Source organism: Cellvibrio mixtus subsp. mixtus J3-8, from assembly GCF_000766945.1.
Lineage (GTDB): Bacteria > Pseudomonadota > Gammaproteobacteria > Pseudomonadales > Cellvibrionaceae > Cellvibrio > Cellvibrio mixtus_A.
In genome coordinates this window covers 37,983-64,955 of sequence record NZ_ALBT01000033.1, presented here as the reverse complement: position 1 = coordinate 64,955, position 26,973 = coordinate 37,983, and the positions used below count along the sequence as shown (strand labels likewise).

The 26,973-nt window shown below is 49.0% G+C and carries 16 protein-coding genes; 5 read left to right on the top strand and 11 right to left on the bottom strand.

The genetic code is table 11. The annotated features are described in order from the left end of the window. Positions 1-4: 4 nt before the first annotated feature. Entirely contained in the window at positions 5-1,234 is a 1,230-nt protein-coding gene (gene serA / locus A596_RS01760) for a phosphoglycerate dehydrogenase (RefSeq protein WP_039912300.1), read from the top strand. Positions 1,235-1,336: 102 nt separating this feature from the next. Here the strand turns inward: serA and A596_RS01755 are convergent, their stop codons facing one another. Both A596_RS01755 and A596_RS01750 read right to left on the bottom strand, forming a co-directional pair. Next, positions 1,337-1,993 carry a DedA family protein gene (locus tag A596_RS01755; RefSeq protein WP_039912299.1) on the bottom strand — a complete coding sequence of 219 codons (657 nt, stop codon included), beginning with the start codon at positions 1,991-1,993 and terminating at the stop codon, positions 1,337-1,339. 36 nt (positions 1,994-2,029) lie between these two features. Next, entirely contained in the window at positions 2,030-3,016 is a 987-nt protein-coding gene (locus A596_RS01750; protein WP_039912502.1) for an alpha/beta hydrolase, read from the bottom strand. 209 nt (positions 3,017-3,225) lie between these two features. Between A596_RS01750 and A596_RS01745 the strand changes: the two genes are divergently transcribed. Next, entirely contained in the window at positions 3,226-4,386 is a 1,161-nt protein-coding gene (locus A596_RS01745) for a helix-turn-helix domain-containing protein (protein WP_039912297.1), read from the top strand. Between the two features lie 170 nt (positions 4,387-4,556). Here A596_RS01745 and A596_RS01740 read toward each other — a convergent pair whose 3' ends face one another. The 3 genes from A596_RS01740 to A596_RS01730 form a co-directional block, all read right to left on the bottom strand. Further along, complete coding sequence (locus A596_RS01740; protein WP_084127929.1) at positions 4,557-6,701, bottom strand: glycoside hydrolase family 16 protein; 2,145 nt, start codon at positions 6,699-6,701, stop codon at positions 4,557-4,559. Between the two features lie 168 nt (positions 6,702-6,869). After that, positions 6,870-9,425, bottom strand: a complete 2,556-nt coding sequence (locus A596_RS01735) for a glycoside hydrolase family 3 protein (protein ID WP_039912295.1) — start codon at positions 9,423-9,425, stop codon at positions 6,870-6,872. Positions 9,426-10,030: 605 nt separating this feature from the next. Next, positions 10,031-11,590: a tryptophan halogenase family protein gene (locus A596_RS01730; RefSeq protein ID WP_039912292.1), complete on the bottom strand. Its 1,560-nt coding sequence runs from the start codon at positions 11,588-11,590 to the stop codon at positions 10,031-10,033. A gap of 55 nt (positions 11,591-11,645) precedes the next feature. Between A596_RS01730 and A596_RS01725 the strand changes: the two genes are divergently transcribed. Both A596_RS01725 and A596_RS01720 read left to right on the top strand, forming a co-directional pair. After that, a complete protein-coding gene (locus A596_RS01725) occupies positions 11,646-11,846 on the top strand; it encodes a hypothetical protein (protein WP_039912290.1) in 201 nt (66 codons plus the stop codon). Positions 11,847-12,009: 163 nt separating this feature from the next. Next, positions 12,010-12,483: a hypothetical protein gene (locus A596_RS01720; protein ID WP_039912289.1), complete on the top strand. Its 474-nt coding sequence runs from the start codon at positions 12,010-12,012 to the stop codon at positions 12,481-12,483. Between the two features lie 102 nt (positions 12,484-12,585). Here the strand turns inward: A596_RS01720 and A596_RS01715 are convergent, their stop codons facing one another. The 5 genes from A596_RS01715 to A596_RS01695 form a co-directional block, all read right to left on the bottom strand. Then, positions 12,586-14,097, bottom strand: coding sequence for a tryptophan halogenase family protein (locus A596_RS01715; protein WP_039912500.1), 1,512 nt, complete (start codon positions 14,095-14,097; stop codon positions 12,586-12,588). A 31-nt stretch (positions 14,098-14,128) separates the two neighbouring features. Further along, positions 14,129-15,163, bottom strand: a complete 1,035-nt coding sequence (locus A596_RS01710) for a cupin-like domain-containing protein (protein ID WP_039912286.1) — start codon at positions 15,161-15,163, stop codon at positions 14,129-14,131. A 16-nt stretch (positions 15,164-15,179) separates the two neighbouring features. Beyond that, positions 15,180-15,899, bottom strand: coding sequence for a SapC family protein (locus A596_RS01705; protein ID WP_039912284.1), 720 nt, complete (start codon positions 15,897-15,899; stop codon positions 15,180-15,182). A 157-nt stretch (positions 15,900-16,056) separates the two neighbouring features. Continuing rightward, positions 16,057-18,990 (bottom strand): TonB-dependent receptor, encoded by a 2,934-nt coding sequence (locus A596_RS01700; RefSeq protein ID WP_039912282.1) that lies wholly within the window; start codon positions 18,988-18,990, stop codon positions 16,057-16,059. Positions 18,991-19,363: 373 nt separating this feature from the next. After that, a complete protein-coding gene (locus tag A596_RS01695; RefSeq protein ID WP_039912280.1) occupies positions 19,364-22,624 on the bottom strand; it encodes a glycosyl hydrolase in 3,261 nt (1,086 codons plus the stop codon). A gap of 361 nt (positions 22,625-22,985) precedes the next feature. Here A596_RS01695 and A596_RS01690 point away from each other — a divergent pair, with 361 nt between their 5' ends. Further along, positions 22,986-25,676, top strand: coding sequence for a TonB-dependent receptor (locus A596_RS01690; RefSeq protein WP_160280060.1), 2,691 nt, complete (start codon positions 22,986-22,988; stop codon positions 25,674-25,676). A 58-nt stretch (positions 25,677-25,734) separates the two neighbouring features. Here A596_RS01690 and A596_RS01685 read toward each other — a convergent pair whose 3' ends face one another. Beyond that, the gene (locus tag A596_RS01685) at positions 25,735-26,907 is read right to left on the bottom strand and encodes a phosphoglycerate kinase (RefSeq protein ID WP_039912275.1); all 1,173 of its coding nucleotides are present in this window, start codon (positions 26,905-26,907) and stop codon (positions 25,735-25,737) included. Between the last annotated feature and the right edge of the window lie 66 nt (positions 26,908-26,973).

Here is a 26,973-nt window from a genome sequence, read left to right as displayed (position 1 = left end):
CCCCATGAGCAAGACCTCGTTAGACAAAAGCAAGATCAAATTCCTGTTGCTGGAAGGCGTCCACCAATCCGCAGTAGACACCCTGAATGCACAGGGTTATACCAATATCGATTACCTGAAAACTGCATTGGCGGAAGATGAATTGATCGCGCGCATCCAGGACGCACATTTTGTTGGCCTGCGTTCACGCACCCAATTGACCCGCCGCGTATTTGAAAACGCGCCCAAGCTGATCGCTGCCGGATGTTTCTGTATCGGCACCAACCAGGTAGATTTGAAAGCCGCGCAAGAACACGGTGTAGCAGTATTTAATGCGCCCTACTCCAATACCCGTTCCGTTGCCGAACTGGTAATTGCTGAAGCAATTTTGTTGTTGCGCAACATCCCGCAGAAAAACTTTGTCTGCCATCGCGGCGGTTGGGATAAGTCAGCCGTTGGTTCTTACGAAATCCGCGGCAAGACCCTGGGCCTGATCGGCTACGGTTCTATCGGCAGCCAAACCAGCGTATTGGCTGAATCACTGGGAATGAAAGTACGCTTTTATGACGTAGTCACCAAACTGCCACTGGGCAATGCATCGCAAGTGCGCAACCTGGACGAACTACTCGCTACCTCGGACATTATCAGCCTGCACGTACCGGAAACCCTGGCGACGCAAGACATGATCGGGGCACGTGAAATCGGCCTGATGAAAAAAGGCGCGATCCTGATCAACGCCTCGCGCGGCACGGTGGTGGATATTGATGCGTTGGCTGAAGCGGTTAAGTCCGGCTATATCGCCGGTGCCGCCATCGACGTATTCCCCGAAGAACCCAAAGCCAACGGCGACGAGTTCATCAGCCCGTTGCGTGGTTTGGACAATGTAATCCTCACGCCGCATATCGGCGGTTCCACCATGGAAGCACAGGAAAATATCGGTATTGAAGTGGCCGAGAAGCTGATCAAGTATTCCGATAACGGCACCACTACCAGCTCGGTTAACTTCCCGGAAGTGGCCTTGCCCGGACATCCGGACGCGCACCGTTTGTTGCACGTTCACGCTAATGTTCCCGGCGTATTGTCGAAGATCAACAAAATTTTCTCCGACAACCAGATCAATATTTCATCCCAGTACCTGCAAACCAACGACAAGGTTGGCTATGTAGTGGTTGATATCAATTCACCTTACAGCGAAGTGGCGTTGGAGCAGTTGAAGAATATTGAAGGGACTATTCGTTGCCGCGTATTGTTCTAAGTCGTTGCCGAGTGTTGTTCTAACCGACAGCAGATATTGATAGACGAATAAAAAAACGCCGCACTTAATGCGGCGTTTTTGTTTTCCATGGCATCAATTTGGCTATGCCGCTGGACTTGCCTTGCTGGCTTTACGTGCTTTCCAGGCTTCGAACACGATTGGCAAAATCGACAACACCAAAATACCCAGAATCAACAGCGTGAAGTTTTTGCGCACTACCGGCAAATTGCCAAACCAGTAACCGGCATACAGGAAAATTCCCACCCACAACACAGCACCAATAACGTTATACGCCATAAAACGCTTATACCCCATGCTGCTCATACCCGCCGCAAACGGCGCAAAGGTACGGAAGATCGGCACAAAACGAGTCATTACAATCGTTTTACCGCCGTGTTTCTCATAAAACGCATGGGCTCGATCCAGATAATCGCGGCGGAAAATTTTGGAATTGGGATTGCGAAACAAGCGCTCGCCAAAGAAGTGGCCAATCGTATAATTCACCGTATTGCCCAGGATTGCCGCACTGACGACCACCAACGCCATCAAATTCACATCCAGCGTTGTGCCCACCACCAACGCGCCAGTGGCGAACAACAGTGAGTCACCCGGCAGGAATGGTGTTACTACCAAACCGGTCTCACAGAAAATAATCAGGAACAGAATGCCGTAAATCCACAATCCATATTGGTTAAACAGCTCGGTGAGATGCTGGTCCACATGCAAGATAAAACTGATAGCTAACTGGATAAGTTCCACGGTAATTCCTTAGTCGTCGCTGATAATGAAATGGGTTCAGGGCAGTGTACAAAAATAATCACGCAAAGTTACAAAGACTTGTTCACGAAAATCGTCACGCTCGTTCACTAATTGGTGACCGGCCCCTTCAATAAATTGCACGTTGGCATTTGGCAATTTGTGTTGCAGCTGGTTCAGGTTATAGCGCCAGGCCACCGTTTGATCGTCGGTTCCCTGAATAATAAGCATGGGTTTATCCAGCGGTTGCCAACGCCGGAATTGCGCGTCCCAGTTCTTCATGGCCCCCACCCAACGCACAGAAAGGAAGCGCGATTGCAGGCAATCCTCCTCATCAAGGAAACGGATAAAGTTTTCATCATGGGAGCTGCGTGAAGGGCCCCGGGGTAATTGGCGAACAAACCGATGGAGGAGCATATAGAGCCAGCGTCCACGCGTCCATCCACGCGGCAGGATCAGCGGAGCGCACAGCGCAGTTTTGTCCAGCAAGGGTTTGGAGCGGCGGGAATCATAACGCCATAAATGGTTGAGCAATACCGCGCCGCCAGTGCTCTGGCCTACCGCGTGCCAGGGTGCGGGCAAGCGTTGTTGCGCATGCAGAAGGATCGCGTCCAGCACATCGCCATATTGGTCAAAGGATTCTATTGTCGCGCGCTCACCGTCGCTTAAACCATGGCCCGGCAAGTCAAATGTCAATACCGCAAGGCGCTGTGCCAGTGCAAAGGCAATGACCTTATCGTAAATTCCCATATGGTCGTAATAGCCGTGTACCACCACCAGCGTGCCGCGCGCTTGCGCCGGAATCCAGTACTGGGTGGCGATACGAAAATTGCCCGTCGTTACCACTCCCAAGGCATGCACAAGCCCCGGGTATTGTGCGGAAAAATCCAGCCGGTAACCCGTAAGATAACTTTCCAGTAACGGATTATCTGCACCAATGCCCTCGGGTTCGACGACAAACTCAAGCTCAGGCAATGCTGCTTGCAATGCATCGGCCTGGTTGCGGGTAAAACTCACAGATGGCATAAAAAAACCCATGATTTGGATGTGGTAGGTAACACAGCATGTAATCGATTGCTCAATAATAAATGCCAATGCTCACATAACACGCTGATGTAACGCCGGGTAAATCGGTGCGACACTCGCGGATGCTTCCACTATAATCACCCCCGTCAACCAAAAACACTAAAAACAGACCTAAAACCATAACAACGACAACACCAGGGTTTGAGCTCATGCAAAAACACATATTCAATATTCACGATGTCGTCCTGTTTATGACGGTAGCAGAATGTTTCCTGCTCGTTATCTTCCAGGCAATCCTTCCGGTCAAAAACCAGCTCGCCAATCGCCTGCTCAGTACGTTTTTAATTTCCATCGCCATCAGCTCCGCATGCATCATGGTGTTATGGAATGATGATGTAAGCCTGTTCACGGTCTTTGATGAACATTTACTACCTTACTTCCTCGTCATCGCCCAATTACTCAAAGGCCCGCTGTTATTACTTTACGTAGTCTCACTCACTGAAGACGCCTTCAAATTGATGCGCAGGCATTTGGTGCATTTGATTCCCGCAGCGCTTGCGGTGCTCTGGCTGGCAATATTTCAAATTAACAGCACCGATTTGCGCTTCAGGACGTTGGGCATGAGCGAAACGGATCGCCAGATTGCCAACGGCATTTGGCATTTCATTAAAGTCATGCCGTTTTTCTACGCACTCGCCGCCGTAAATCGCGTGCGCTTATATCGCATCGGCTTGCATAACCAGTATTCGAATTTTTCACCGACAGAACCGAGCTGGTTAAATATATTAAGCCTCGGCTTTTTATTCACCTGGAGTTTTTCCATCCTGGTGCACATTATCGCCAACACCATCGCACTCGCCGCACCACAGGTTTCGGACCTGTTTGGGATCACTGAAAATTACGTTATTTTTATTTTAATCAACGCACTGTTTATTAACAGCGTGGTGCATACCCACAAGTTGCTAACCACCAAACCGGAAGTAACCAAAGATAAAGTTGATGAAAAACTTACCGATACCGCGATCCAGAAAGTACAGCAGGGAATGGAAATCCAGAAACTGTTCCTCAAACAAAACCTGAATATCGATGAGTTTTCCAAACGTATTAATTTGCCAGTGAAAGAAGTGTCGGCGGTTATCAACAAACACTACGGCACCAACTTCTTCGAATTTATGAATTCTTATCGGGTCGAAGAAGCCAAGCGTTTATTAAGCGATATCCAACATGTCGATATGACTGTTATGGATGTATTGTTGCATGCGGGTTTTAACAGCAAATCAGCGTTTCACCGTTTCTTTAATCGGCTGGTGGGAATGTCGCCAACCGAATTTCGCAAACAAAATTTACAAAAAGAAGCAAAAGCGATCTAGTACATTCATCGCACTGGCAGGTTGTCGGTGCGACAGGTTCGCATTAGCCTTGGTGTAAGTCCACTTACCACTGAGGCATATAATTTCCAAAAAGCTAAAAATTAACGTCCCGAAAAAAGAAAAAGCCGGCAATATGTGCCGACTTTTTTCTGGTGTGAATACAGTTTTTCTTAGGGCTTCTCAACCAACCTCACATTATCAAACACCACATCAATTGCACCGGAAGGTTCGACAACAAAAATGTTGGTGATGGCATTAAGTTTGGCTATGCCCGGGCAACATGAAACCGAGTTGCCGTTATCAATTAAATCTGCAACCCCAATACGATATTCAGTCCAAACACCATTTGCAGGAAGGGGCACAGATACATCGCTCACGTTTGGCCAACCGCTGTCCATTTTAATTAGCAGTTTAGTATCATCAGCTTTGCTGTTAACCTTGAAATCAAACACCAATTCACCGCCGGAAGACCAGTGATTTAAATTGGCCGGGCCATCTTTTACGTTAAAAAATACATTGCCATCGCTACCGGTTTTTACCACTTTAAATACTTTGCCGCGATCCGCTTCGTCGACTTCAGACGCAGTAATATGGCCGGCCGGGTTATAACTTTGTATTTGCAAACCGGAAGCAATGCTGTTGTCATACAGTGTAAATAATGGCAATTTCGCAAACTCGTCGACACCACTGCTGGCTTTACCTTCGATGCGAATATTATCGAACGATACATTCATCGCCGCTGAAGGGTCCACAACAAATGTATTTACAATGGAAGCGAGCGTCGCTTTACCGGATGCCATGGAGTTGCCGTTATCCAATAAATCGGCAAGTGTGATGCGAAATTCTTTCCACACACCATTTTCAGCAACGGGGACCTCCACATCACTTACGTTGGGCCAGCCGCTATCGAGTTTCACCAATAATTTTGCACCATCGGCTTTACTGTTTACTTTTACATCAAAAATTAATTCGCTATCTGTGGCCCAGCCGCGCATATCGGTCGGATCTCCTGCCACTTTAAAATAAGCGTTGCCATTCGCACCGGTTTTTACCACATTCCACACTTCACCACGTCCCGCTTCTGCTATTTCAGAATGACTGATAACACCATCGGGATTGTAGGAATCAAAACCTAAACCGGTAGCAATATCATCACCGTACATTAAAAATAATGGCGGCCCCGGCAATTTCACATTACCAATAATCGGGCGCTGGTGACCAGGAACAATTTCTGCGTTCGCACCAATAGTTGCACAACCTTTTCCAGTTGACGGTGCAACACTGCATTGATAAACGCGTACGAAATCTACCAACATGGTTTGCGGAAATACGGATGCATCAATGCCCGTATTATTAACGTTGCCCGCCCAGTTGCCGCCTACTGCGAGATTCAATAATAAGTGGAATTTTGAAAAACGATCAAAAGGTGCACCGACAGGCGCATCCTTTAAGGTGCCATCTTGCATGTATTGTCCATACCAGCCGGTTTCACGTTGTGTTGCAAAATGAACGTCATCGACGTACCAGCGAATCTCACCTTCTTCCCATTCAACCGCATAGGTATGAAAATCATCCGCAGGGTTTGCATTATTGGGAAGCGTATATGCCGCGCCCGCATTTACATTGCCTGGCCATACACGACCATAATGCAACGTGCCGTGCACACGCGCTTCAGGCGCGCTGCCATTAGTGACGGTTTTTAAATTCACCGCTTCCATAATGTCGATCTCACCACTGGATGCCCACACGCCGTAGGGCGAGTTGGTTGGCAGCATCCAGATCGCCGGCCAGGTGCCCTGGCCTGCTGGCAATTTCGCGCGAATTTCAAAGCGCCCGAAGGTCCATTCCTGAATATTTTTAGTGCGCAAACGCGCTGAGGTATAAGGTAATGTTTTGGTGGTGGGGCTTTCACCTTCTGCTGAATCAGAACCAGTGAAGTCTTCACGTTTGGCAACAATATTTAAAACGCCATCGGCAACAAAAGAATTTACCGGGCGATCGGTGTAACACTGTTGTTCATTATTGCCGCCGCCCCAGCAATTTTTTTCATGGCTCCATTTGCTGGAATCAATTGTGGTGCCATTAAATTCATCGCTCCACACCAATTCCCATTTGCTGGCAGCCGACGAAGATGCACTGCTAACGCTGGAGGAACTGCTGGTGCCGGGCGCAATACTGGATACTGATGTTGCAGCGCTTGAATTATTTTTTTTGCCCTCATTACTGGAACCACCGCAACCTATTAAACCGGCGAGTGCGACACCGAGGAGAGTGTAGGATAAAACCGGCTTAAAGCCATACTCGTGATTTTTCATAATTACCTCTATTGTTATTGTGAAACCCAGGGTGTTATTGCTATTTAGTATTTGAAAAAGAGCTGTAGTAATTTAAAAAATAAACATCGGATAAAATTGCTCGGCAAACGTTGCGGTTATCCGCCAGTGAAAATGCAGTGAAGCTTTTTACTTCACTGCATTGGTTTTTTATTCGCCGCAAGCAGGTGCAGTGGCATTTTTTTCGATGCGTACATTGTAGAGCGAAATATCCAGGTTGCCCGCAGAACTGATCATAAAGGGCGCGAGCACCATATCCAGTTTGACGCGCTTTTTCGCGAAACAGTCCAGAGCAATACTGACGCTGCTCCACTCGCCTACCGGCGCGGCATTTAATTGCTCTGCAACGGAAATTTCGCCTTGGCAATCACTGCCGCAATACATACCTACAGTCACGTCAGCATCCGGTTTGGCATTTACTTTTACATCGAATACCAGCGCACCTTTTTCAGCGTAACTGCTGAAATCCGAGCGCAAGGTAGAGCCAAATACTGCGGTTGCTTTTGCGCTGCCATTAAATTGCAAACGGCGAGTGTCCTCTTGTACATGTTTATCTTGCGACGAGACTTTTACTGCACCTAATTCACCACTGCTGGTTGTAACCGGAGCCATGTTGTTCACATGATCCAGCAACACCAGTGTCCACGGATTCATTACCCGCTGATTAAATACCGGAACGGTATCCGGCACTTGCGCCGCAGCAAGTTGCGCCGCCGTCTCATCCAGTACTGGTGTTTCGGTTTTGTCGGCGTAGGTCAAACCAAAATCAAATGCGAATTGTGGTTTGTAATCCGCATCGCCAACATTAAGCGGGGATTGCGCAGGCGATGATGGCCAGGAAAATGGCAATTTACCTTTAACATCGTAATTTACCGAACCATCTGCTTTTGTCAGGACAACATCCGCAACACCGGCACCTTCCGAACCCGGCAACCAGATAACCGCAAACGCGTCGGAAGCGTTGATAAAATTATTGGCCCATAGCGGGCGACCAGTAATAAATAATGAAACGACTTTAATGCCATCGGCTTTTAATTTTTTCAGCAGTGCAAGATTGGTTTCATTTTTATAAATCAAACTGCCGATATCACCTTGCATTTCGGCGTAAGGATCTTCACCAAACACAACAAAAGCAACATCAGGTTTCGTTTTGTAATTTCCATCCACACTCAATTCAGCAGCACCGCCTGCCGCTTTTGCGGCACCAGCAATACCTTGATAAATAGATGAACCGCCGGGGAAATCTGCATTGGTGTTACCGGTACCTTGCCAGGTGATGCTCCAGCCGCCGGATTGTTTGCCAATATTATCCGCACCATCACCCGCCACCAGAATTTTGCTGTTGGCTTTTACTGGCAGCGTTTGCGAATTATTTTTTAACAACACAATCGATTCACGCACGGCTTGACGGGCGACCGCACGATGTTCAGCTGAACCGATTATTTCGCGCTTGCCTGCAAGCTCACGCATTGAAGGCGCACCTTTTTCAAATAATCCGGCGCGAATTTTTACGCGCAAAATGCGCGCAACTGCATCGTCCAGGCGCGCTTGTGAAATCTCGTCGCTTTTTACTTGTGCAACAGTGTTGTGGTACAACTCTTTCCAATTGCCTTCCGGGGCCATAAAAATATCCAGGCCGGCATTAATTGCTTGCGCGCAACTGACTGGTGTACAACCGGAAACAAAAGCGTGGCCATTCCAGTCGCCCACCACCAAACCATCAAAACCCATCTGGTTTTTTAATTGGTCGGTGAGCAAATATTTATTGCCGTGCATCTTCACGCCTTGCCAGCTGCTGAAGGATGCCATCACCGTTTGTGTACCGGCGGCGAGCGCGGTTTCATAACCGGCGTTGTGGATTTTTACCAATTCGGCTTCATCGATAGTTGCATCGCCGCGATCTTGCCCGCCCTGGGTTCCGCCATCGGCAAGGAAATGTTTCGCGGTAGCGATCACGTGTTGCTCGCTCAGGAAATCCTTACCGGCAACACCCTGCAAACCTTCCACCATTTTGCCGCCATAGGATTTCACTACTGCCGGATCTTCTGAATAGGATTCGTAAGTGCGCCCCCAGCGATCATCGCGCACCACAGCAAGTGTCGGTGCAAAACTCCAATCGATACCCGTCACTGCAATTTCAGCCGCCGTTGCCGCACCAATTTGCTTAATCAATTCCGGATTGCGCGTTGCGCCCAAGCCGATGTTATGCGGGAACAGGGTTGCGCCGATAATATTGTTGTGGCCGTGAACCGCATCGGTTCCCCAGAAAATCGGGATAGCCACTCGACCGTTATCGGTATTCATGGATGCGTTGTAAAAACCATCGGCCAATGCCAGCCAGTCTTCAACTTTTGCGTGTTTATTTTCAGCGGGAAAAGAGCCGCCGCCATTCAATACTGACCCCACACCATATTCGATCACATCGGCCGGGGTCACATGGCGCAGTTCAGGCTGGATCAATTGCCCGACTTTTTGCTCGACGGATAATTTTCCCAAGAGTTCAGTAATTTTTGCTTCAACGGCGGGATCTTTTTTAACCGCGCTTTCCAATTTCGGCCAGGGCGATTCAGTAGCGGTGGAGAGTGTTTCAGTCGCGCCGGATTCTGTATTTTTTTTGCCACAGCCAGCCAAGGCAATGACAACTGCCAGGCTGCACAGGGTCAGTACTGCCAGCCTATACACCGCAGCCTTATCATTAGTGGGCATAAATTACCTCGCTATAAAAATTAATCATTGGGAATTCAGGTTGTTTTGCTACTTACCGGATTTTATTTAATTGTTAATTTTTCTTGCCGATGGTTAATTGCCAGAAGCATGCTTGAGATAAATATTGTTATTTTTCTAGCTGATTCCTGTTTGGTGAACATGAGTAACCGAATCGGAAAAACGCCCCGGCGTTCTTTTCGAGGGTAGAACGCCAGAGCAAAGCAAGGAGAGCTAACAAGTGTAGATAGGGTTGGCATAGGTGTACCTGCACCACGCTTGCTAACACCCCCGGGGACCTGACATCACCCAAGGGTTCTGTTCCAGTGAAAAAAACCAATCACTGGCACACCGGCTTGTGGCTCAACCACGGGCACGCAATCCGGCTGACGTAGTTCATAGTGGCATCGGACGCAAAAGGGTGTCGTCCCACTTTTATCGCGAGTGGAACATGGGGCTATTCACTTTTGTGTGTGCAATTTATTCGCACAGGTTCTGATAAACACCAACGGAGGCTTAATCGAACGAAGGGCGGGAAATAACAAAGTAAAAAGCCCGTTATCGTACGGATAACAGGCTTTTGTCGATAAAACGAACGGCAATAGCGCTTATATTTTTTGGAAGCCGTATTCGCGCAGCTTGCTTAATAAAACCCGGTTGGTGGGTAACTTGCTAACCAGGGTTTGTGATTTTTTTATATTTTCATTGAACATACGCCCGGCTTTTTCTATATCCATGGCCGCATTTCGCTTTGCGACTGACGGCAGCATCGTGTGATAACCCATGCCGTAAAGCACATATTGGTAGCTCGCCCAGGGAAACATTTCATCGCTGCGGATATCGTTTCTCCAGGGCACGTGATAGCGCCAGAGTTCCAGCAATTCACGCAAACCGTCCGGCTGGGTGGACTCATCCAGGTGATCGCGCCAGTAGTCGGTATCGCGACGCTCGCTGATCACATAATGCAATTTCAGGAATTCAATGATGCGCTGCCAATGATCGTAAAGTTTCCGGTTAAAACGGCTGGCAACGGTATCCATCACGCCGCGCGTTGCCGGCAATTGCTCGGCAATCATTTGTGCAGATAATTCAATCAACACCAACGCCGTCGCTTCCAGGGGTTCGATAAAACCGGCAGCAATCCCCACACCGACACAATTTTTATGCCATAACTCCTGGCGATAACCGGGATTAAAGCTGAGCTTGCGCGGCATAATTTTTTCAGCCGCTGCTTTGCCAATTGCGGGTTGGAGATAAGCCTGTAAATTTTTCAGCACTTGTTCGTCACTGGTATGCGCACTGGAAAATACGTGACCCACACCGCGGCGTGTGGGCAGGCCTATATCCCAGATCCAGCCGCAATCCTGCGCGGTCGACAAGGTGCAAGAGGCGATGGGTGCATCGGCGTCCGGATAGGGAACTTGCACAGCAAGGGCGCTATCGTTAAACAATACGCGGCGCTCCTCCTTGAACGGAATCCGATAATGCTCACCAAGTAGTAATGATGCAAATCCGGTGCAATCAATAAACAAATCCGCGCTGATATCACCATTCATTTTAGTGCTCAGCGACGCTATATCACCATTTTCGGCGGAATTGATTTTGATTACGTGATCCTGGATATAAGTAACACCCAGTTTTTCAATGCAATGTTTTTTCAGGAACACGGAAAATTTTCCCGCGTCCAGGTGATAACCATAATTGCTGTTGCCGCTAAATTCCGGTGTGGTAATTAATTTGGGGGCAAGGTTGCGATCAGAAATGTGACTGATAGGACAAACAGCATCGGCAAATGTGACTGTATCGCGAAAGGGCAACCAGTGTTCGGCCAGATTAAAATCATTACCGCCGTCGGGAAGGTTGAACGGGTGGTAATAACTGCCACCGCCGGGTTTGAGCCAATCGATAAATTTGGAACCTTGTTTGAAGCTCGCATCACACTCGCGAAAAAAATCGGTTTCGGATACGCCGATTTTTTTCAAGGTAGTGCGCATTGAGGGCCAGGTACCCTCACCGACACCGATGATGGGTACATCCGGTGATTCAATTAATACCAATTCAATACCACGTTCTTTATCAACCAGATGTTCCGCCGCAATTACCCCAGCGGTTAACCAACCCGCTGAACCGCCGCCGACAATCATTATTTTTTTAATGGGATTACTCATGTTGTTTGACCTGTTGGCCTTTTAACCGGCCGCTCTGCTGTGTAGTGGGCGCATTATGCACCAGCTGTTGTGGCAGCGCACTTATCCGCTAATCCAGCAGCAAAAAAATCGTTATTGCGCATCAATCATCATCCTCACCGGGGTATTGCAGCCCAGTTTTTCCATAAGCAAAAGGTGGGACGATATTTTTTTAATTACCGATGAAAATCAGCGCAGCTTCAAGGCAGAGTCAGGTTGTAAAGCATTATTAAAATAAATGGCGAGCCAACCCGTTTGAGTTCAATCGGCAACAGCCGGTGATTCAAAAAATCAGCCAGGAGGCTGATAACAATGTGCGATGTCACCACATCGCTGCGAGTATTCACGGGACAATGGATATCACGCGCAGACAAACACCCTAACGATGAATAGGAATTTATATGAAGTTATCAAAAGTAATGTTGGGTATAGGTTTTTCATTAATCAGTACTATGGCTGCCAGCAGCTACGCACAATCGACCACACCTTCCGGTTGCACCTGGGTGACCACCAGTGTGGTATCCAGCGCAAGCGGTGCTATTGTAAATTCATCTTGCGATTTGAACGGCACCTCCATCGCAACACGCGAACAAAAACATAATCGCTACGCCCCCAGTTGCAGCGTTACCTGGGTTGCCCCCGGGTATGTGCAAAGTGGCTCTTGCGACAGCGCCGTGATTTTAAAATATGTTACCGCACCAGTTGCAAAAGCCCAGGCGTGTTATCCCGGTTCAACTATTACCGTACAAACCGGCCCTAACGGTTATTTAAATCCGAATATCACCCCGACCCAATTCTGTGGCCAGGGCTGCCCTTACTCTGTACAACCGCAAAGCCCGTATTCTTACCCACCGCTGAAATATACTTGCCTTTAATTAATGATATTTGTCCCTGATATTTTTATTTCGATGGGCAGTGGAATTATTTGAAGCATAAAAAAAGCCGGATAAAAATCCGGCTTTTTTATTGAAAAACGATTAATCGGGTATGCCTGCCTTGCAGTAGTGATTAATAAATTGAGCATGAGATGGCATGAGTGCCACAGATTTTTCAATAACTTTTTTTATGTTTTCCGCTCGCCTTACGACATCATCATTGGATAAGCGATCCACCAAGGGATGATAAGTTGCAGGGAAAATACCCTGGCCATTCATAACCGCGATCCAGCTTTGATCACTGAACATTTCTGCGGCTGTGCGAAAAACGCGGCCACTACTTTTAAACAATTCAATTTTCTCAGTTAACGTTGGCGGAATCGCCATTGTGCGGCAATAATCCCAGAACACCGAATCGTTACGGCTAGTAGCATGATAATGAAGTATGAGAAAGTCGCGAATTCTTTCCACTTCAAAATCCGACTGGCGATTAAACTCATCAATGGTGTGCTGATCAAAATTTTTATTAGGAAATAAAGTCACCAGTCGCGCCAGTGCTGACTGCACAAGATAAATGCTGGTAGATTCCAATGGCTCCATAAATCCGCTCGATAAACCTATGGCAACACAGTTTTTTTGCCAAACTTTTTTGCGTTTACCGGTGATGAATTTCAGTAACCTCGGCTCGCCCTTCGCTTGCCCATCAAGATTATTCATGAGAATCGAGCGCGCTTCATCTTCACTCATAAATTTACTGGAAAAAACATGCCCGTTACCCGTTCGGTGCTGCAACGGAATACACCATTGCCAACCGGCGGAATGCGCGATTGCTTTTGTATAGGGTTTTGGCTCACCGCAATTTTCGGTCGCAACAGCCCATGCGCGATCACAAGGCAACCAATGGCTCCAGTCCTCGTAACCGGTCTTTAATGCCTCCTCTATCAATAGCCCGCGAAAACCCGAGCAATCAATAAACAAATCTGCAGTAATTTGCTCGCCGGACTCCAGCGTCACAGCCTCAATAAAACCGTTATCAAAAAGCCGGGTGTTGATTACCTTTCCTTCAATGCGTTTTACACCACGGGCTTCAGCGTATTCCCGTAAATAGCGTGCGTACAAACCCGCGTCAAAATGAAACGCGTAAGCAATTTCTGATAGTGGGGAATCAGGCTGATCGATAGGCAGCATAAACTTGCCTTGCAATGCTGCAACACTGGCAATTTTATAGTTATCGAGATCTTCAACTAATCCCTGCTGCGATAATTTCAACCAATAATGGTAAAAACGTATTGCATTGATATCTTTACCAATATCGCCGAAACCATGTAGATAGGAATCCCCCAAGCGCGCCCAATTTACAAATTGAATTCCCAGTTTGAAAGTTGCCTGGGTTTTACGCATAAAATCGGCTTCATTTAAATCAAGCATGCGATTAAATATATGCATTGGCGGGACCGTTGCTTCGCCCACGCCGACAGTGCCAATATCGTCGGATTCAATAAGGGTTATTTCACTGTACTTTCCGCGCAGTACTTGCGCCAGCGCTGCTGCACTCATCCAGCCAGATGTGCCGCCACCAATAATCGCAATTTTTCTTATGTTATTGTCCTGCAATTTTTTCACCTATTATTTTTAACTCAGAAAATCACCGATTTAATCGGTTCAACAGCATGGATCGCATGCGGCGAACCATTGCTTCATCAAGTTCGCCCAACATACCTTTTCGTTCAGGAGGAATATGTGAAAACTGCTCCGGTGTTGATGAAAAAATATAATATTCAAATAAATTCTGCCAACTCTTGCGCTGATCTACCGGTAAAGACTTTATGCTCATCAGTGCGTGATTAAAGGCATCCAGTGGCGAACCAAAATATTCTGGTGACGCACTCCACCAGTAATTAATCAATACATTAAAAATTTCCAATCCTGCAACATGATGCCACCACATGCCGGGAATATAGATTGCATCACCGGGCTCCAGTTCTGCCACCTGCGCATGCTCAAGCGCATCGCGAAAACGCGGAAATTTTTGATAATCCGGTTGATTCAAATCCACCATGCTGATAGCGGGCCCAGCCGGATTGAAATCAAGTGGGCCGACATACAAATTGGACAATTGCTCTGGAGGGAAAACGGTAAAACGCCGTTTGCCAGCAACAACGCACGCGATATTATCGGGAATATCATAATGGGCAGATACGCGGGTTTTATTGCCCATCCAGATACTGACACGAGGTTTAAATCCACCCAGATGCAAGTCGTTGTGTGTCCGGAAACCAGGCAGGCAATATTCTACTGGCGCTGAATCTACATAATAGGCTTGCGCTGACCCGGCACGTTCCAATAAGCGTATTTGTTCCAGCACATTATCCAGGCGCGTGCGCTGGCGTTGATAAGTAAAGCCGCTAAGGTCTTCGTTATAAAAAATGGCTCCATCATTGTCGCTGTTGCCGATAGCAGCATTCACCAATTCATTATTATAAAAACCGCAGATATATTGAGATACAGCTTCTGGTGATTGCGCTGCGGCGGCAACGACCGGCCATTTTTTTACAAGGCCTTTTAATAGCAGCGGTTTATTACAGGTAAATACAAAATCCGGAATTGCATCGGGCGTACAACCTTCAACAACTTCAACCGGGGAAATTGCTACCGAATTTATGGGCCGCTGATCAATCATAATTTTTACACTCCCGCTAACGGAGACTATTCTGCTTTTTTCTAATTAATTTTCCGATATTGGATAGCGATGCAATAACCATGTAAATCAATTCCAGAAAATTCTGGTTGTGCAGGCGTGATAATTGCTCGCCATTTAACGAACGCAACGTATCTTCGTTGATTGTGTAGAAACCATTTAGCTCAATCGAGTGCTGGCTATCAACAGCAAATTTTAATGTAAAAGGCTCTAGTAAATCTTCAGCCAATAAAATGTCAACAAAACGCTTACCTGAATTTAACCCACCCATCAACTCAGCTAATATGCTATTGATGCGCTCAAGATATGGAGTGTTACCACCATGCTCTAAAAAAACGCTGGTGCCTTCAGAAAAGCTGATGCGCGGATGCTCCATGTCAATATGAATAACCGGTTGTTGCTCACCCGTTATACGATCTGTGGCCTGACCAATCATAAAAGGAATTCGTTCTACGGAAAGAGGTATATAGTCAGCTTGCCAACTATTTGCATCAAGAAATAAATTTTCTTTTGCTGCAAAACCAAACAGGGCAACAGCTTCAAATTGATTAGTCGCTGCTATTTTGCGAAACACAATAGGATAGGTAGCCGCAACCTGACGAAACTCACGCGGCACGATGGTCGCATGCCACAAATCATCACCGTAGGCAGCGCCACGTGCAGTAATAATTTTAAGATCTTTGTGCGTTACATTATTCAGTAATGCATTGTTAGACATGCTTATTTCCCCGTAACGATCATTTTTTTACGCTATTTGGACAGTACACTTTTTTAACACTACTATAGAGACACACATAAAAAGCTTAGCCGCTGCCAGCAAAGAAAAAGCCGCTGTTTAAAGCGGCTTTTCCTTGTCTCATAATCGCCGAAGGTGATTAGAAGCTGTAACGAACACCCAGGTTATAACGCGCGCCGTATTGATACGCTGATTTAAACTGGTTCTTGTAACGAGCATAAACACGTTGTGACTCGTCAGTAACGTTGATTCCTTCAACAAAGACAGTCATACCTTCCACGAATGGCAAGTCGTAGCTGACGGAGATATCAATTTGACCATATTCCTCCGTGTAAAGAGGAGTATTGTTTTCACCAATACCATTCAGGAATGTGTCACGCCAGTTGTAAGCGATACGTGCTTGCAAGCCATTTTTATCGTAGAAACCGATCAAGTTGGCAGAGTCACTCATACCTGGCAATGCGAACTGGAAGTCAGTAGCAGAGTTATCAACTTCCAAATCACCACTTACCAAAGTTGCGTTCGCAACTACACCAAATCCTGATTCACCGAAAGTATGTTGAACTGCAAACTCTGCACCTTGCAGCTTCGCGTCTTCAATATTTTTAGGTGTAGAAATTTGGAAGGTAGCCAATGGATCAGCAGAGCTTTGTGCAATTGGACCTGAAGTGCCCGCCATCTCATTAATGCGATTAAACACATTGGTATCGGTGAGTGGTAAACCTTCCGCTTCCAGCTCGGCTCTTGCTGCCTGGGCACGAGGTCCTTGTAATGGATCGCGCAGGCCAAACACTTGCTCGGGAACAGACTCGTCCACAATAAAGTTAACTACTTGCTTATGGAAAAGGCCAACAGAAACATAACTGGCTTCGGCGTAATACCACTCAGCAGAAATATCCAGGTTGTCCGCGGTATACGGAAGGAGATCAGGTACACCCTTGCTACCATTTCTTTCGCCTGGTTTCGGACGATCAGTAATCGAGGTATTACCAATCAATGCGCCCAAACGCGGACGTGTTAGTGAGCGGCTGTAACTGAAACGGCCAACAACATCATCAGTAATATTCAACGCAGCATCCAGGCTTGGCAACCAGGTATCGTAATCACCAAATTCTGCGGTGTAACGACTATTTGCTGCGCGAGTGATGCCCCACTCGGTAGGATTTTGCCAAATGATGGTTGTGGGATCTTGCTGATAACTGTTGGATTCAATATCGGTCGACTCATAGCGAACACCCGTTGAAACATCCAACGGCATATCAGCGAGTTCACCTTGCATATTAAACTGCACATAAGCTGCAGCAGTTTCTTCAGTAACGGTGTGATCACTATTAGGGGCGCCGGCCATATTTGGGCTCATTACTGAACCTTCCGGTGCTGTACCCCAGGAAGGTAATGGCGATGCAGCATGGTTTGCCCATTGCGCTTCAGCAATCGCAATACCCTTTTCCAGATCCCATGTGTGGTAGATAGGAATTGAGGATGCGCCACCAGAGAAGGACGGCATTAATCCAGTGAGTTGCTTCTCTTCAAAATCGACAGTCGTCGCCCACAGAGCGTTATTGCCGCTATACCAACCCAGCGGTAATTGGCCAGTGTTAAATGCACGCCAGCGGTTCGTAATTTTAGTATTAGCCACACCAAAATCGATGGAGGTTATACCAGCTTCATCACCGGTTTCCCAAACTGCATCAATTTGAACCTGGGTAACATCGGATTTATTGATATTTTTGCCCGCCTGCGCGAACAGTGAATCATAGGATGCGCCGGTTGGTTGGCCATTAACAATTCCGACACCGTTATCGAGGAAATCGATAATCATGTCTGGAATGTCTTTTCCTGAGGTGGCATCGTAGGTTTTTTTATCGATTTGCTTGGCACCGAGAATCAGGAACACATCATTCCCTCTGCCCACACCACCATTTTCACCTTCTGAATCATGCACGTCGAAGTTCACTTTCAAACTGTCGGTAGCTTGCCACTCAAGATTAAAGCCAAGCGATTTATTTTCAGTCTGGGAAGTATTCAAACGAATATTTGACGCGTAGTCTTCACCGGATTCAGTAACGCGAACGAAGGTACCGTTTTCATCGATAATACCTTCGGTCAAGGTAGCACCAGTATCGCTATACCAAATACCTACACCGGTATTCAGCGCACGATAATCAACTTTGGAGTAGGTGTAATCCAGGGTTGCCTTGATGGTATCTGTAGGTGCGTACTGCAACACTACTTGACCATTCGTTCTCTCGCGCGAAATATCATCAATACCATAACCGAAGTTACGTGGATAAAAAGTCGGACCGCTTTTGTCGGTACGGTTATCTACCACATTGGCATTTGGGTTGTAGTTAAGATTGTTTCTCCAGTTCGCAATATCCGCATTGACTGAACGGCTATCACGCTCTTGATATGAGCCGGAAATTGCCACACCAAAGGTGTTATCGAAGAATGTGCCACTGAAAATACCCGACACTTCCGGTGTTACGTCATCACCAATTTCATTAGTGGTGTCCATCATCCCTTTAACACCAATCGATCCATTGATGCCAGGTTTGTCGAGCGGGCGAGCAGTATTAATATTGACCAACGAGCCAATACCACCAGTCACCTTGTCGGCGCTGAATGTTTTGTATACGTCTACGCCGCTAACACTTTCTGCCGCCAAATCGGAGAATTCAAATGAGCGTGAACTTCCGTTGGTAGGCATTTGACGACCATTCAAGGTCACAAGGTTAAATTCTGGCCCAAAACCACGAACCGTGATTTTGCTACCTTCGTTGTTGGAGCGATCAATCGATACACCCGAAATACGCTGTAACGATTCAGCCAGGTTAGTATCCGGGAACTTGCCGATGTCTTCTGCAGAAATGGCATCAACAACACCCTTGGCATCGCGCTTGATATCCATTGCACGGGCCAAGCTCGCTTTAATACCGGTGATAACAACTTCTTCCACATCATCCTGCGCCAGCGCAAAACTGCTGGCACCGAGCATGGCAGAAGTCACTGCGGTGGCAATGAGTTTTCTTCTGAAGCTGGTTGATTGCTTGTTGGTTAGTGTCTTACTCATGGAATTCTCCATTTATTTATTGGTATGGAATTTATTCTGGCCCGCTTTATTGAGCGGTTTCTCTCGTAGGTCACCCTCGTACCGGGCCATGACCGCTTTTCTAGCGATTTGATAATCACAGGTGGCGTTCAGAGTGTCGTCCCACCTTGAAAATTTACTCGAACCTGAGGCATATCACTTTTTACCACCCTGTGTGGGAACCCTTAAAAACTATTAATATCAATAAGTTAGATATGTTCATCCGGACAATTTCGCCTGTGTCGTTTCTACTCACCGACAAAAGTGGTACTGAAAAAAAGCCCCCGGCAGAACCAGTTCTACCGGGGGCTATCTACCTGGAACCAGGCATCCCACTTATTGTGGGAAAACGAACTTACAGGCGCGTAATGCGGAACCAGTTGAAGTTCCAGCCAGCCTGCTGGGCGAACACACCGAAGCTGTGGGTGCCTGCAGTAAGGGTTACCGTGTGGCTTACGGTGGTCCAGTTTTGCCAGCCCCCCGTTGCCGGAATAGTGACATTACCCAATTGGGTGGTACCGGCGTTCAGGTCAGCCGAGAGCAGTGATCCCGATGGGCTGGCCACGCGGTATTCAATGCGATAACTGCCCGTGGCCGGGATGGTGATATTGGCGTAAGCCATCCAGTCACCCGCATCAATATAGGCCACGTTCTGGCCGCCATTGGTATCGGTAGTGGCTTCGGTCTGCACACCACTCATCGCGGTAAACGCTTCCGCTTGTACCAGTTGGGTGAAAGCAGGCGTTGAACTGCTTGACGCACTGCTCACCGGGGTACTTGATGTCCCGCCCGTGCAGCAACCAAATTGCACCCAGTCCGTATCAATGGCACCGGCGCCCTGGGCGATGGTGAAGAAATAGCGCACAGTCGCACCGGCTGGAATGTTGCTGACGGTGTAAGTGTTGGAGTTATCCGCATTGTGGGTCATACGGATATTTTGCTGGGCACCGCCGTTGATGGTGTAGTGGATATCCGCCCAGGCTGCATTGTTCGCATGGAAGCGTACGCTGGTGCTGGTCAATACGGTGTGGCCGTAAGGAGTTGCCACTGCGGAGCTGGCCACCGCAGAGCTGGCAACGGACGATTTGGAAGAACTGGCCACACTGCCCGGGGTAGAACTGGCAACCGAGCTGCTGGTGCCGGTGCAACCGGCACCGCTCGATACTACCGATTGGCCAGTGCGCTTCAACGCGTAGCCTTTTGCAGGAACGGAGAAGCCGGTGCCATCGGAGTAAGCCACATTAATGGCCGAACAGCTGAAATTGTAAGCGATGTAAGTCAGCACACCATTCTTATTGAATGCCACTGCCGCAGGATGGTTAGCCGTTAATGCCCCGGTTCCAGTTGCCAGGTGACCCAATTGCTTCAGGGTGTAGACCCAATGGTAGGTGTGGGCTTTGGTTTCACCTTCTTCCGGAATCAGGTTGTTCAAACCGTACGCCAGCATATCGTCCACCGCCGCCTGGCCGTTGGTCATCGACCAGATATTCCACCAGACATCGCGCCATTGGCCGTTAGGCAAGCCGGACGGTTTACCGTTGGATGACTCGCTCAAGCCCAATGCGACATAGTTGTTCAGGTAATCCGCATGTTGACCGATATGCAACACCAGCGGGCTCAGCGGCAAACCCTGGATACCGAGGATGTGTGCATAAGCACCGGAGAACCAGGTAGAAAATACATGGCCGTTGCCCCAGATAATCGAGGTCGTTGGTTTGGTGTAGGTGGACGAGAAGTTGTCATAATCGCCGCCCAGGCCTTTGAAGCGGTCGATGTTGTTCCAGTATTCCCAGTAAGTCGCTGTAGATGACGCGTGCAGGTACATGCCGCGATTCACCAGGTCGTTATTACCGGTGATCATGCCGTACAGAACAATCGCGCCGTACGCATTTGCTGCTTCTGATGTCGATTCGTTGTTATTGCCCAAGGCGAAATTGGCGTGGCCCGATGCCCAGGAGAAACCATACGCGGGGTCAAAGTTACGCAGGTACGGGAACTGGCTGTCATTGCGGCCGGCAGCGTAATCGCGGATTAGCAATTCAACCATGGGGCCATATTGGGTTGATCCGCACCAGGCGGCATCCACACGGCAGATTTCCGCTGCGGCACGCACAAAGTAACCGTAGTGGAAGTGGTGATCGTTCAATTGTTGCTGGGCACCGAAGGACTCATCAAATCCCAACAGGGTGTTCCAGTTGTTGTCGTACACGAAGTATTTGGTGGTATCCAACGCGCCGGTGGTATTAGCGCGGAACCAGTCCTGCAATTCGGCTTTCAGCCAGGCGATCATCTGGTTAGCTTCCGTGGTCATGCCGATAGAACGGGCAATCGCCGCCAGCTCTGCCACTTTGCCGTAGTTTTTACCGGCCCAGTAGGTGTCGCCTGCGGTATTCCACTGGGCAGTGCCCTGGTTAACAAACTCGGTTACCAATGCGCGCAATTGGGTTGCGTTGTAATCGCCAATGTTCTCCGGGAAGTAAGGCAACACGCCCACGTACGGAATGGTGTAGCTGTAACTGCTGGTGGTCGCAAATTTGGTCACGCCGCGCGCGGAACGCACCTTGTAACTGGTCACACCCTGGGTGGAATTTTTCCAGTGCAGGGGCAACAAGCCTGCCATGGTAGTCACGTTTGCACCATTAAATTGGTACTGGTGGGTGATGGTAACTTTGTTGGTGGCGCGATCCACGCTGTAATTGATGTTTACCTTGTCCACTTGCTGGGTCGCATATTGGGCAAAGGCCGTAATCATCGCGCTGGAGGGCGTACCGGTGAGCTGCGGCAACCAGGTGACAGTCATGCGCTTGGTGCCGTTGGTGACGCCAATGCTGTTACTGTTAACACCGCTAAATGTTGTGGCATCGTGACCGGTGATCAGGAATGCGTTGCGGTTACCCGCTACATCTGTCCATACCCCCAGGTTGTTGCCGTTTTGGTAGAAAATTCCTTTTTCACCGCCGTCTGCTGACTTGGTGCGCACGACAAGGTTTCCCTGCAATGCGGTGAAATAAACATAGGGCGAACCATGCACAAAGGTCGCCTCCATTACCGCCGTGGAACCACTTTTCCACTGCACGGTAACCGAGCCATCGCTGTAATCTTTCAGGAAAGCATCGAGGTTTGAATAAGCAGAGTTACCAATGGCAATACCGTCAAACACTTCGCTGAACGGGTCGGGAATCGCATAAATAGTGTCGTTAGTACCGGTGCGCAGCCCGCCCGGAATACCTAACAAGCGCACGCCACGCTCGGTGATGCGGGCCGTAATCGGATCAGGAGTGATATAGCCGGCATCGGTGCTCACGCCTACTTTCATCTCACCCACAAACGGGATCGAACCCCACCAGCGGTGGGTCATGGTTGGCTTGGTACTTGCCGGGGAAACTTCTTGCGGGTAAATCGGGGTAGGCGCGCCAATCGGGTTACAACTGCTAACACCCGGCTTTACTACGCCGGCATTATGGATCCAGTTGCCGTAATCCACAGTACATTTCCAACCGGCGGTGTTGATGGTATCGCTGATATTACCGGCACCGTAAGTAATGATTGCCGCCTGGCCGGCATGGGCAAAACCCAATGCGCCCAGCAGGAGCAAAGCTCGCTTGAATCGATTCATGATAGTGACCTGCTTGTGGTTTGTTATTGATTATTCGAACCCGGATTTCCCGTGCTTTGTGCACAGCCACTTTTATAGTTATTGATCCCTGACAACGCGGCGCTGTACCGATAAGACGCTGGGTGGAAGCCCGGTTAAACCAGTGTCGCGCAGCTACGCAACCACGTCGTCCCATATTGGGTATCCACCTTAAGGTGGGCGTTGTCTCACTTTACCGTTATGCAAAGGGGGAAAGCGAAACGGAAAGTCGTCCACGGGCTGCTATAGTTTTTAAATCCACATAGCCGCCGGAAAACCGACCATGCGATTCAGCCGTTACGGGCAAAACTCAACCCCTTGCAGCATCCGATGTATACGCCTTTTGTCCAACAGCATGTGGTTGATGTTAGCGGTGACCAATGCCCCTGCTGTACAGGCTGATGCAATGGATCAGCTGCTGGATATGGATTTGGGCCAACTGATGAACACGCGCATCACCGGCAGCCACATACAGCAAACAAACCCGCTCGCAACCGGTCCTATTACGGTAATAGAAAGGGCCAGTATCGCCCGCTACGGCGCCACCTCCATCGAACAACTATTGCAGCAATTGCCCATCTCTGCGGGTTATGCCGGCAACCAGAGCAACGCCTACTGGGGGGTAAATGGCAATGCCAGCACCCATGTAAACCTGCGCGGATTGGGCATCAACCGCACCCTGGTACTGCTCGATGGCCACCGCCTGGCCAATGGCGGCACCGGTGCCAACGCCGCCGTCGATCTCAACGCTATTCCCCTAGCACTGGTGGAACGTATTGAAATTTACCGCGATGGGGCCTCAGCCATTTATGGGGCAGATGCGGTTGCCGGCGTAGTCAATATCATTACCCGCCAGGGCTTGGAGGGCAGCGAAGCCAGCCTTCACTATGGCCAGACCAGCAAAAACGATGGCGCGGAACAAGCGGCTCAATTCAGCTGGGGTACTAAAGGCGAGCAAGGCTCACTACTGGTTAACCTCAGCCATTTCACCAGCGACCCGATCAATATGGCTGACCGCGCGCCTTGCGGGTTGGGTGAAGTGGCCGGTGAGCTCATTTGTGTAGACAGTGCCAATACTATCGGTGGGCGCGCCCGCCTTGCGGATGGCCAGCGCATCAATTTCAACCAGGTTGTCGGTGGCAACGGCGACTTTTATGAACCCTACTCCGCCAGCAAACATAACTTCAACGCCAATCATTACCTGAATGCAATAAATCCCATCAAACGCACCAGCCTGAGCGGCAAAGGCGAATGGCAATTCAACGAGCAATTGCACTTGTCTTCTACCTGGATTTACACCCGGCGCGAATCCGCACAAATGGCGTCCCCCGGCACCCTGGGGCTGAATCGTCCAATCACTATCGCCGTCGACCACCCCACTAACCCCACCGGCCAGAACCTGGTATTGGAACGCCGGCGTTTACTGGAAGCCGGTAGCCGCACCCTTTATCAGGACGTCGATTATGTGCAGGGGCTAATTGGGCTGGATGGGAAAATGGAATCCGGCTGGCGCTGGCAATCCGGTATCAACTGGAGCCGCAATACCGGTGTCGATGGATTGGCCAATGCTGCCAACCTGGACCATGTAGATGCCACGCTGGACCGGACACGTTGCAGTAATAGCCCGGGCGCCGCCATTCCCTGTGCCGATTACCTGGGCTATGGCGATATCACCCCCGCAGTGCTCGATTACCTGATGACAGAAACCCGCGACCATGGCGGCAACCAGATGCTGGGCTTTAGCGGCAGCCTGAATGGTGAACTGTTCGCGTTACCCGCCGGTTATGTGCAACTGGCTACCGGTATCGACCTGCGTCGTGAAAAAGCCTGGCGCCACCCTGATCCCCTTGTCCGCAACGGTGTAGCCAATACCAATCGCCAGGAACCCGCCGCCGGTTCCTATGAAGCGCGCGAAGCCTTCATCGAAACCAACCTGCCCCTCCTTAAAGCGTTCACAGGAGTGGAAGCACTTACACTGAACGCTGCCTTGCGGTATTCAGACTACGATCTGTTTGGCAGCACCACCAATCACAAACTGGGACTCAACTGGCAAATCACCCCCAGCCTGCAAATTCGCACCACCCACGCCAGTGCTTTCCGCACACCCAATATCCCCGAATTATTCGCCGGCGAACAAAAGCTGAACCTTATTACCAGTGACCCCTGCAGCAACTGGAGCAATCTGCCCGCCAGTTCTCCGGTTTATCAGAACTGCCAGGCCGCCGGAGTACCTGCCGGTTACCAGCAACTGGTCTCCAGTGTGCTTTCTACGCTGGGCGGCAACCGCGACCTCAAGCCGGAAGAGGCCACTACCCGCACCCTGGGACTTCGTTGGATACCGGAGATTGTCCCGCTAGAAGTGACGCTGGAGTACTACAAAATCCATATCGATAAAGCCATTGTGGCCATTGACGGCAGCTCGCGGCTTGCCGCCTGCTACAACTCCAGCAATAACTCCCATCCCTTTTGCTCAAGCGGTAACTTCACGCGCAATCCACTCTCTGGCGAGATCAATTTCCTGTCGACCCAATGGGTCAATGCCGCCGAGGAGGAACAGGCCGGCATAGACCTGGGTGTGAGCAGCCAATTTGACTGGAACGCGTGGAGAGTCGGACTGGATTGGCACACCAGTTACTTGGACTACTACCACGTAGAACCTTATTTGGGTGCAGCACATATCGACTACACCGGCAAGGTTACCAGCGGTCGTGGCAGCTATTTAAAATGGCGCTCGCTCGCGCAAATCAACCTGACCCGGGACCGTTGGACCGGTAGCTACAGCGCCCGTTACCTGGGTAAGGGCGATGCCCTGAATGCAGACCCTGCCAACCTGGGCGCACAGTTGCCGGGTATTACTTACCACAATGCGCAACTGGCCTATCAGGCGAATGACTACAAGCTTGCATTCGGTATCAACAACCTGTTTGACCACCGCGCGCCTTACGTTATTAACTGGCTGGATGTAAATACCGATACGATGACTTACGATGTCGCCGGGCGGCGTTGGTATGTAGCACTCACCTTTAACTGGTAACACAAAAAAAAGGCGATCCGAAGATCGCCTCTTTTATAACATCACCTAACGGCAAGGATTAACCTTTGGCGCGCTCTTCCAGAATCGCAACTGCGGGTAAAACTTTACCTTCCACGAATTCAAGGAATGCACCGCCACCGGTAGAAACATAGGAGATTTTGTCGGCAAGGTTCCACTTGTCGATTGCCGCCAGAGTATCGCCACCGCCAGCGACCGAGAATGCATCGCTCTCGGCGATTGCACGCGAAATTTCTTCAGTACCTTTTGCGAAAGCATCGAACTCAAACACGCCACAAGGACCGTTCCATAAAACAGTTTTTGCATTTTTGATAATTTCCGCAACGCGCGCGGCTGTTTCAGGGCCGTAATCGATAATTTCTTCGTCAGCAGCAATTTCATTAACTTTCTTCACAACAGCAACGGAATTGTGATTCCAGGACTTGAAACCTTCTTTGGTAACACGAACGTCAGTCGCAAACACCACTTCAGTTTGTGCACGCAAACGTTGTGCTTCCGGAATTAAATCTTTTTCGTACAAAGAATTGCCTACTTCATTACCCGCAGATGCAACGAAAGTATTAGAGATTCCGCCGCCCACAACCAAAATGTCAGCAATTTTTGACAAGGCATCAAGCACACTCAGTTTGGTAGATACTTTTGAACCACCAACGATCGCTACCAATGGACGCGCAGGATTGTCGAGCACTTTTGCCAGCGCTTCCAGTTCAGCAGCCAGTAATGGGCCGGCAACCGCAACGGGGGCAAATTTCGCAACACCGTGTGTTGATGCTTGCGCACGGTGCGCAGTACCGAATGCGTCCATCACAAATACATCGCACAGCGCTGCCATTTTTTTGGAAAGCTCGTCAGAATTTTTGCCTTCGCCGACATTAAAGCGAACGTTTTCCAACAACACCAAATCGCCTTGATCAGAGAAACCATCAACCCAATCTTTTACCAGCGGAACCGGGCGGCCTAATTTTTCACTTAAATATTTTGCAACCGGAGCCAATGAAGAAGCTTCGTCATAAACACCTTCATCCGGACGTCCAAGGTGCGACATCACCATCACTTTTGCGCCTTTCGCCAACGCTTCTTTGATAGTCGGGATAGAAGCATCAATACGCACCGCACTGGTGATGCGACCATCTTCCAATGGCACATTCAGATCCTGGCGAATCAATACACGCTTGCCGGCGAGATCCTGGTCTTTCATTAATTTTACGGTCATAGAATTCTCCTGATAAAAAATACTTTTGTAGAAGTCTGTATTAAAAATTTTTCTGATTACACACAG